The 9797-nt window shown below is 59.5% G+C and carries 7 protein-coding genes; 4 read left to right on the top strand and 3 right to left on the bottom strand.

What is annotated here, in order from left to right:
• Positions 1-45 precede the first annotated feature (45 nt).
• On the top strand, positions 46-1029 hold the full coding sequence (locus QEH57_RS11205) for an alkaline phosphatase D family protein (protein ID WP_309006818.1): 984 nt from the start codon (positions 46-48) through the stop codon (positions 1027-1029).
• Between the two features lie 27 nt (positions 1030-1056).
• On the opposite strand, the gene QEH57_RS11200 is transcribed toward QEH57_RS11205, so the two are convergent.
• The gene (locus QEH57_RS11200; RefSeq protein ID WP_309006817.1) at positions 1057-2268 is read right to left on the bottom strand and encodes a response regulator; all 1212 of its coding nucleotides are present in this window, start codon (positions 2266-2268) and stop codon (positions 1057-1059) included.
• Positions 2269-2371: 103 nt separating this feature from the next.
• Positions 2372-3544: a type II secretion system F family protein gene (locus QEH57_RS11195; protein ID WP_309006816.1), complete on the bottom strand. Its 1173-nt coding sequence runs from the start codon at positions 3542-3544 to the stop codon at positions 2372-2374.
• 177 nt (positions 3545-3721) lie between these two features.
• Here QEH57_RS11195 and QEH57_RS11190 point away from each other — a divergent pair, with 177 nt between their 5' ends.
• Both QEH57_RS11190 and QEH57_RS11185 read left to right on the top strand, forming a co-directional pair.
• Positions 3722-5584, top strand: coding sequence for a sensor histidine kinase (locus QEH57_RS11190; RefSeq protein ID WP_309006815.1), 1863 nt, complete (start codon positions 3722-3724; stop codon positions 5582-5584).
• Positions 5585-5588: 4 nt separating this feature from the next.
• Positions 5589-6011, top strand: a complete 423-nt coding sequence (locus tag QEH57_RS11185; protein ID WP_309006814.1) for a response regulator — start codon at positions 5589-5591, stop codon at positions 6009-6011.
• On the opposite strand, the gene QEH57_RS11180 is transcribed toward QEH57_RS11185, so the two are convergent.
• A complete protein-coding gene (locus QEH57_RS11180; RefSeq protein ID WP_309006813.1) occupies positions 6008-7675 on the bottom strand; it encodes a response regulator in 1668 nt (555 codons plus the stop codon). The genes QEH57_RS11185 and QEH57_RS11180 overlap by 4 nt on opposite strands.
• A gap of 150 nt (positions 7676-7825) precedes the next feature.
• Here QEH57_RS11180 and QEH57_RS11175 point away from each other — a divergent pair, with 150 nt between their 5' ends.
• Positions 7826-9724: a response regulator gene (locus QEH57_RS11175; RefSeq protein WP_309006812.1), complete on the top strand. Its 1899-nt coding sequence runs from the start codon at positions 7826-7828 to the stop codon at positions 9722-9724.
• Positions 9725-9797 lie beyond the last annotated feature (73 nt).

Below are 9797 nucleotides of genomic sequence, written 5' to 3'. Positions count from 1 at the left end.
TTGGGGATGGACGCTTGCGGCAAAGGCCTATGCTTAGGGGGAATTATGAGATCTCCGGTTTCGATAGTTTGCTCGGTGGCTTTGGCAGTGTTGGCGGCTTGTACCCAAGGCTTGGACTTGGGTGGTCAGCGTTTGGAGCGGGTGGCGTTTGGCTCCTGCTTGCACCAGGACAAGCCCGCTCCCATCTGGGAGGCGATCGTCGCTGCCGAGCCGGACGCTTGGGTTTGGCTCGGCGACAATATCTACGGGGACACCGATGACGGGGCGGTCTTGGCGGCGGCTTACGCGAAGGTGAAGGTCCAGCCGGGCTACGCTCGCTTGCGGGAGTCGGCTCGGGTTTTCGGGACTTGGGACGACCACGACTTCGGCAAGAACAACGGAGGCAAGGAGTGGCATGGCAAGGCGGTGGCCCAGGAGGCATTGCTGGATTTTTTGGAGGAGCCGGTGGATAGTCCGCGGCGCGAGCGGGAGGGCGTGTACGCGGCCTACGATTTTGGCTCGGGCGCGGAGCGGGTGAAGCTGCTCTTGATCGACGTGCGCACGCATCGGGACGACCCGAAGCAGGCGGGGGGCGATTTGTTCGGGAAAGCCCAGCGGGCTTGGATCGAGGAGGAGCTGGCGGACAACGAGGCGGCCCTGACCATCGTGGCTTCCGGCACCCAGGTGATTCCGGAGGACCACCGCTACGAGAAGTGGGCCCAGTTTCCCGAATCGCGGCAGTGGTTTTTCGAGCGGCTGGTGGAGAGCGGCACGGGGGCGGTGCTATTCGTGAGCGGCGACCGGCACATTTCCGAATTTTCGCAGCTGGAGCTGCCGGGGCGAGAGGCTCCGGTTTACGAGATGACGACTAGCAGCCTGACCCATTCGTGGAGCGACTTTTCGGGGGAGGTGAATCGCCACCGGGTGGGCGAGGTCTTTGCCCAGAACAATTTTGGCCTGCTGGAGATCGATTGGTCCGCCCGCGTGGCGCGGGTGACGATCCGCGACGAGGCGGGAGCGGTCCAGCGGGCGCTTGCGATCGAACTGTAGGGATTGCGGCGCGGCAGCGGCTCGGCCCTAGAGGGCGGAGCCGAGGATTTGGGCGGCTTTGTCCGTGTCCCCTTGGCAGGCTTTGAGAACGGCTTGCTTGTAACGGTCGGCTTGTTCGGCGAGGTACTCCTCGAGGTTGGGCCAGCTGGAGATGTCGCGCAGCTTTTCGGGCAGGTCGGCTTCGCGGATGGTTTGGCCTTCGCCGACTTGGGCGGCGGCGGAGAGGACTTCCTGGAATTCGGTGTAGTTGCCCGGCCACCGGTAGCCTTGCATGAGGGCGGCCGCTTGTTCGCCCAGGGCGTTGAAGGGCAGGTGGTTTTGGGCGAAGTAGGCGAGGGCGAGAGCGGGGATATCCTCGGAGCGGTCGCGCAGGGCGGGAACGGGCAGGACGTTGTTGGCGATGCGGAAGTAGAGGCCGTCTTCGAACTGCCCTTCTTCGACGAGCTGTTCGAGGTCGCGGCTGCTGGAGCAGACTACGCGGGTTTCGCCTTTGAGGTCGCGGATGAGGGTGCCGAGGGGAGCTTGCAGCTCGTGCGGCACGGCATCGATGTTGGCTAGGAAGAGGAAGCCTCCTTGGGCGGAGCGGATGGTTTCGCTGGGGGCGCCTTCGCTGTCGAAGAGCATGCCCGGCAGTTCGCTGGGTTCCGCCTTTTTGGCGTCGATGGTGACGAAGGGTTCGCCGGCGCTTTCGCTGCGGGCGTGCACGAGGGCGGCGATGTTGGCCTTTTGGGTGCCGGTGTCGCCGGTGATGAGAAGCGGGGTGGGAACTTTGGCGGCTCGGTTGAGGCGTTCGTGGAAGGCCTTGGTGGTTTCGGAGTCGCCGGAGAGCAGGATGGAGTTTTGGGCGGCCGCGTCTTTGCCGGACTGGCGGCGTTTCTTTCGCTCGGCCGAGGCGCGAGCGATGGAGTTCATGAGTTGGTCGACCTTGAAGGGCTTGGTGAGGTAGTCGAAGGCGCCGAGCTTGAGGGCTTGGGTGGCGTTTTCGATATTGGCGTAGCCGGACATCATGATGACGATGGCTTCCGGGTCGGCTTCCTTGATCTGGGCCAAGAGGGAGAGGCCGTCCATGGGGGTCATGTTGATATCGGTGAGCACGATATCGTAATGTTCCTCGCGGATCTTTTGCAGGGCTATTTCGCCGTCGGTGGCGAACGCGGTGTTGTAGCCGATGGGCTGGATGACCGCGTCGAGCATTTCGTGGATGGACTCGAGATCGTCTACTATGAGAATGGATTGCATCGATGGGTGTGTCGTTGCGGCAGATTGAAGGATCAGTTATCGGCTTCGCCAGCCTTTTCTCGTCCATTGGACGAGAGGGGCATGGGGGAAGCTTGTGGTGGGCCTAGCCTCCGACGATGGAAGAGAGTTGGAAGATCGGCATGAACATGGCCATGACGATACCGCCGACGACGACTCCGAGGAACACGATGAGCATCGGTTCGATGAGGGAGGTGAGGGCGGCGATGATGGAGTCGGCTTCGGTGTCGTAGAAGTCGGCGATCTTGTTCATCATGCCGTCGACGTTGCCGGTTTGCTCGCCGGCTCGCGACATGTGCTTCATCATGGGCGGGAAGAAATCGATCTTTTCGATTGTGTCGGAGACTTGTCCGCCTTCGGAGATGTTCTTGGTAATCATGCGGCAGGCGTCCTCGACTTGGGTTTTGCCGGAGGAGGCGGCCACGATCTCGAGGCAGCGCAGGATGGGCACGCCGGAACGCAGGAGGGTGGCGTAGGTGCGGCAGAAGCGCGAGAGGGTGATCTTCACGATGAGGTTGCCGAAGACGGGCATCTTGATGACAAGCTGGTCGCGGAAGCGGCGTCCTTTGGGCGTCTTGGTGAAGCGGCTCCAAACCTGGAAGCCGACGAAGCCGGCTCCGATGATGTAGAGGATGTTGGCCTTGAGGAAGTCGGAAAGGTCGATGAGGAACTGGGTGGGGCCGGGGAGCTCGGCTCCGAAGTCGGCGAACATCTCGGCGAAGGTCGGCACCACGAAGATGAGCAGGACGTTGACCAGGATGATGGCGAGGGCGATGACCGCGACCGGGTAGGTCATGGCGGACTTGACCTTCTTGTTCAGCTTGGTGGTGGCTTCGAAGTAGCCGGCGACCTTGCCGAGGATTTCCGCGAGTCCGCCGCTGGCTTCGCCCGCTTCCACCATGGAGATGAAGAGGTTGTTGAAGGCCTTGGGGAACTTGGCGCAGGAGGCGGAGAAGTTGTTGCCTTGGGAGACGTCGGCCTTGACCTCGCGGATGATGATGCGGAAGACGGGGTCTTCGGTCTGGTCCTGGAGGGCGTCGAGGGCGGAGACGAGCGGCAGGCCGGCTTCGAGCATGGAGGCCAGCTGCTGGGTGAAGACGGCGAGGCTCTCGAGCTTGAGCTTATACTTCTTGGCCTTCTTTTCGTATGCCTTCTCTTTGGCTAGGCGCTGAGACTCCCAAAAGCTGACGTTCTTTTGCTTCTCTTTGTGGACGAGAGCGTTCTTGGATTTTGCAGACTGAGTGGCGAGTAATGGCATGACTGTTCTTACTTCGACCTAGGAGGCCCAAACTGTGATGCGTAATGCGCTCAAACCTACGTGAGTATCCTAGGCTAAGAGAGTGCGTTCTTGCTGGATTGGCAGGGTGCTAGGGGATTTATGCTTAGGGGGCTTGCTTTTCGCCGATTGTAGCTGTTGCTGTTGCGTTACCCTTTCATGAAAGTCGCTGCCAAGATCCGCATTCTGACCTCCGTGCTGGCTTTGGCGTCGTCGGTGGCGGTGGGGCTGGTGATGTACGGTGGCTATCGGGAAACGATCGCAACCTTGGAGGTCGACGTGCTCAAACAGCGGGTGGACGGAGACGTTTTTCGCCTGAAGTCGGCGTTCCAGGAAGTATCGCACGACATCCGCTTGCTGGTCGGGCTTCCGGAAGTGCGGGGCTTGGCGAACGGTTCGAAACGCTCCGTAGCGGACTTGGAGGACGACTTGGCGCAGACCTTCGAGCAGCTGCTGTTGGCCAAGCCGCACTACGTGCAGGTGCGGCTGATCGGAGTCGCGGACGAGGGGCGGGAGCGGGTCCGCGTCGACCGGACGGAATCAGGCGCTCTGAGGCGGACGGGATCCGAGCTCCAGACCAAGGGGCACCGAGATTATTTTAAGGCGACGCAAGCGAAGGCTTCCGGTCAGATCTTTTATTCGAACGTGAACTTGAATCGGGAGAACAATCGCATCGAGGTGCCGTACCAGCCGATGTTGCGGGTGGCGATGCCGGTGTATGGCGCGACGGATACGTGTTGGGGGATCGTGATTATCAATCTCGACTTCAATGGGTTCACCAAGGAATTTCTCGGCGAGAGCGCCCAAAGCTTCAGGCATTTCCTGTGCAATGCGGAAGGGGACTACCTGCTGCATCCGGAGGAGGAGAAGATGTTTGGCTTCGATTTGGGCAAACGCATTCGCATCCAGGACGAGTATCCGGGGTTCGAGGGCTTTTTGGATTCGAGCGAAGCCGAGAGGACCTTGGCGCTAAAGGAGGCGGGAGGGGACTTGGGCTCTTGGTTCCACCTGCGGAAGGTGGCGCCGCTGGAGGACGGCCGCGTCTTCTTGTACGGAGTTTCGGCGCGGTTCGACGAGGTGATCTCGGCTACGGGCAGCATCGCGCGAAGGACGTTTCTGATCATGTTGGTCCTTTTGGTATTGGCACTCGTCGGGGCGTTTAGCGTTTCCTTGCTGATCACCAAGCCGATCGAGAGGATCACGCTGGCGTCGCGTCGGCTCGGCGAAGGCAAGGAGGACGTGGATTTGCCGGTTGGCCGTCGGGACGAGATCGGCACGCTGGCCAGTTCCTTCGAGGAGATGCGAGGAGCTATCCGAGAGCAGGAGGAAAGGATTTTGGATACGAACCAGAAGCTTTCGTCGGCTAACGTGGACTTGAAGCATTTCGCTCACATCGCGTCGCATGAGCTGAGGGAGCCGCTGACTCGTATCGCGGGGCTGTCGAGCTTGATGGAGCGCAAGCTGGAGGGAGTGAACGGCGACGACTTGGGCGGGCTTGCGAAATCGGTGAAGCTGGAGGCGTCGAGCGCCTTGCAGCAGATAACCGACTTTCGGGTGTTTTCCCATTTGGGGGATGGGACGAGCGTGCGGGAGTCGGTGGACTTGCGAGCGCTGGTTTTGGAGGTGTTGAAAGAATTTGCTCCGAAGATGGAAGCCTTGGACGTGCTGGTCGCTGTGGACCAAATGCCCCAGGCGGAGGTGTATCGAAATCTGGTGCGGGTGCTTTACCGAAACCTTGTGGAGAACGCTTTGAAGTATGCGGAGGGAAGCGGATTTACGCTGCGGCTAACCTGCGAGCAGGACGATTCGGGGCCGGTTTTCGGGGTGTTTAATTCGCGCTCTTCGATTCCGGAGGAGAAGCGTACCCGTATTTTCCAAGTGTTTACGCGTTTCCATCCGGAGTTGGACGGGACGGGCATGGGCCTTTCTATCTGCAAGCGTGTGGTCGAGTGCCACATGGGAAAAATCTGGGTGGAATCCGGTAGTGATTGGACCCATTTCAAATTCACCTTAAGAGGCTAAGTTTATGCTCACATCAAAGATCGAAAATTTGGATACACGGCGTCCTATCATTATGGTGGACGATAACGAGACCGACTTGGATATCGGCCGCCGCTTCTACCAATACTCCAAGTTGGAGAACCCGTTTCTAACTTTCAGTTCCGGTACTGAGCTGCTCGAGCACCTTGCGAAAGTCGAGCAAGGCGAAGAGCCGTTTCCGGCGGTGGTCCTGCTGGACGTAAACATGCCGCAGCTAAGCGGTTTCGAGACCTTGGCTCGGATTCGCGAGAAGGACGTTTTCGGCAAGGTCCCGGTGGTGGTGATGCTGACCAACTCGGACAACCCGCAGGACATCCAGCGCTCCTTCGACCTAGGGGCGGATGGCTACCAAGCGAAACATTTCGAAGTCGATCGTTTTGTGGAGTTCGTGCGTGGCCTGTTCGACTAACGCTGGGCGGGCCAGGCTCGGAACTGGGCGTTGAAGTTTGCTTTGCCCGAGCCGTTGCCCGGTTTGGGGCCATTGGGAGGTGGGGTGTAGGAGAGGGCGCGTCGTTTGGCCACGGCGATGACGCGATCAAGTTCGCGGTCTTGTATGGGTTTGGAGATAAAGTCGTCCATGCCGGCCAGGGCGCACCTCGCCCGGTCGTCCGTGGAGTCGCAAGCGGTGAGGGCGGTGATGTAGGGCTTTCGGCGCTTGCCTTTCAGGTTGGCGAGGATCCGTCGGGTCGTCTCGAAACCGTCGAGCTGCGGCATGCGCAGGTCCACTAGGATGAGGTCGCATTCGTTGTTCAGGGCTAGCTGGACTCCTTGCAGTCCGTCCTGGGCGACGAGGGGAGAGAAGCCTCGGTTCTTCAGGATGGAGACCATCAGGTTGCGGCTGAGCGGTTCGTCCTCGATGAGCAAGATGGAGAGCGGGGGAGCGGGCGTTTCGGTTTCGCTCGGGTCCGTATCGGGATGGGGGACGGGCAGGGCCTGCCCTTGCGACATGTCGACCAGGGTGAAGCTGAAGACGGAGCCGACCCCGAGGCTGCTTTCGACGCCGATTTTTCCGCCCATCATCTCCACCAGGCGCTTGCAGATGGTGAGCCCGAGGCCGGTCCCTTTGTAGCGGCGTTCGTAAGAGGAGTCCGCTTGGGTGAAGGCCTCGAAAACGCTGGCTACCTTGCTCGAGTCGATGCCGACGCCGGTGTCGTGGATGGAGAAGAAGAGTTCGTGGGGGGTGGTGCGTTGGACTTTGAGCCGGACCTCGCCTTCGTCGGTGAACTTGATGGCGTTGCCGAGCAGGTTGATGAGGATCTGGCGGAGTCGATGGTGGTCGGAGACGAATTCCTGCGGAATGTTGGGGTCGAGGGAGGTGAGCAGTTCCAGGCCTTTGGCTTTGGCGTTGAAGCTCATGATTTTGACGGCCGACTGGATGAGCTCGAGGGGGTTGAAGGCTTGGGCTTCTACATGGAGCTTGCCGGCCTCGATGCGGGAGATGTCGAGGAGGTCGCCGATGAGGGCCATCTCGCTCTCGGCGCACATTTCCATGTTGGCGATCAGTTCTTCCGCTTCGGAGGGGAGGCTTAGGGAGCGCAGGAGGTTGAGATTTCCGATGATCCCGTTCATGGGCGTCCGGAATTCGTGGCTCATGACGGCGAGGAAGTCGTTCTTGGCCTGATTGGCGGTCTCGGCCTTTTCCATCGCTGCTTCCAGCTTCTGGTTGAGGGCGTACCGTTCGATGGAGTGCAGGATGGCTTTCTCGAGGGAACGCGCGTTGAGCTCGTCCTTGAGGAGGTAGTCTTGGGCGCCGCTTTGCACGGCTTGGATGGCGACGGTTTCGTCGCTTTGTCCGCTGAGCACCACGATGGGGCAATTGGCGTGCCGGATCATCTTTTCGACGGAGGCGACCCCATGGGAGTCGGGCAGGCCGAGGTCGAGCAAGATAAGGTCGAAGCTTTGCTCTTTGAGCAGCTCCAGGCTGGATTGGATATCCGCCGTTCGCTGGCTTCGGTAGGAGCGTCGCAGCCGAGGGTCCTCTAGGGTGAGATCCACTATTTCGGCGTCGGTGTCGCTATCGTCGACGATGAGAATCTGAATGCAAGGGTCCTGAGGAGTTAGCGTTTGATCCATAGCGGGGCGTCGGCTCGTTTCTCGGGGGAGATCTAAAGTGACAATTGGGAACCGTTAAGTGAAATAGTTCTAATTGCAACTGCTGCTGTTACTTAGTGAATCTTATGCGATATCGTATTGCGAATCCGAGAAAGTTGGTAAGCTGTTGGCGTGTCTTTCCCAGCTCTCTCAGGCAAGCGCGTGCATGTATTGCTCGTAGACGATAGCTCTGACGACCGGTTTTTGGTATCTGAATTGAGCAAGGTTTTCGCGTTTCCTGTGGAAATCGACGCCGTGGATTCGCTCGAGAAGGGGGAGGCTAAGTGGAGTTCCGGAAACTACGATGCGGTGTTGCTGGACTTGGACTTGGGGCGGACTTGCGGCTTGGCGACTTTGGTCGCCGCCCGTCGGGTGTTTTCCGACGTCGCGATCGTTTTGCTCACGGGCAACGACGACGATGCGCTGATGGCGGATTGCCTGAAGCATGGGGCTCAGGATTTCTTGGTCAAGGGCCGCTACAACGGAGTGGAGCTGGAGAAGGCGATTCGCTTCGCGATCGTACGCCACGCCCGGATGACCGAGCTCGAGCACAAGACCGAGGAGTTGGATTTTATGCTCGATACGCAGGAAATTGGTCTGTTCGTGCTGAACGAGTCGAACCGCATCGTGCATTGCAACCATGCCGTGTGTGAGATTTTTGGATACAAGGAGGAGGAGTTGCTGGGCATGGCCAGCCTGTTGCCGATTCCGGAGGAGGGTACGAGCGAGGTGTTGTTCGGAACTGCCTCGGGCAAGCGCAAGACCTTGGAAGTGAGGGCTGCGGATTCCGAATGGCGAGGGAAGGTGGAGCGCTTGGTGACGGTGATCGACGTGACCGCTCGCAAGGAGATGGAGCGCCGCGCTTCGGAAGGCGAAAAGCTGGAGACGGTGGCTCGGGTGTGTTTCGGCGTGGCCCACGAGTTCAACAACCTTTTGGCCATGACCCGTACCAAGGCGGATTTCTTGGAGACCATGAGTTCGGTCGATCCGGTGTGGGCGGCCCATATCGAAGACTTGCAGATGGCCTGCGAGCGGGGCTCTTCCCTGGTCAAGCAACTGATGACCTTCTACGGCAAGGAAGAGCATGGCCGCCACGAGGAGACCTCGGTCGAGGTAGTTTCGTTTTTGCAGTCATGGGAACCCTATCTCGAGTCGATGGTAGGCTTGGACAATTCGGTCGAGCTGGTTCTGGACTGCGAACCGGCGAACGTGCGGATCTCCGAGCGAAGCCTCGGCAAGGTTCTAGCTGCTTTGGTGTCGAACGCCTGCGACGCGATGCGGAGCGGGGGCTGCGTGAGGATTCGCCCCTTGCTGGTTGCTCCGGAGCGAGTGCAGCGGGATCTGGGTAACTCCGCCGCCAACTACCTGTGCATTTCGATCGCGGACGAGGGCTGTGGGATTTCTCCAGAGAACCAAATGCGAATTTTCGAGCCGTTTTTCACCACCAAGGATACGCGGGCTGGTCGAGGCTTGGGCTTGTCGGTGGTGAGCAACCTGTTGCGCGAGCACGGGGGGTGGATCGAGTTCGACAGCGAGGAAGGCATCGGATCGGAGTTTCGCATCCTCTTGCAGCGCGTCGAGAAGACCGAGGAAGTGGAGCGCCCGGTAGAGGCAGCTCCAGCGGAGACTTTCCTTCCCGCCCGCTCCGCGTCTCAGGAATTGACCTCTGTGCTGGTGGTCGACGACGAACCGATCATCCGATTCAGCGTTGCCCGCCTGCTGGAAGCTTGCGGTTGCGAGGTTCGTTGCGCCGAAAACGGCGTACAAGCTTTGGAATACCTGGAGGACTTGTCTCAGCCCTGCGATGTTTTGCTGACCGATATAAACATGCCCTTGATGGATGGCTTGGAGCTTGCGAATAGAGCTGTATACTTGCGCGAGGGCTTGCGGATCGTCGTCATGAGCGGATACGGAGCAGGCGCTGTGGACGCCGCGTGGATGGAGGAGAAAGGCGCGGAATTTCTCAGCAAACCTTTTAAAAAGGACGATTTAAGAGCTGTTGTCTTGCGTACTAGCGAATCGACTACGTAGGTTTCTAGGGCCTCTTTCTTGTTTTTATGTATCTACATTCTAGATACGTATCCCGCCTTTACTTTTTTCCTTT

The organism is Pelagicoccus sp. SDUM812005, from assembly GCF_031127875.1.
GTDB lineage: Bacteria > Verrucomicrobiota > Verrucomicrobiia > Opitutales > Opitutaceae > Pelagicoccus.
Note: the sequence above shows the minus strand (reverse complement) of the source record. Positions and strands in the feature narration are given on the sequence as shown.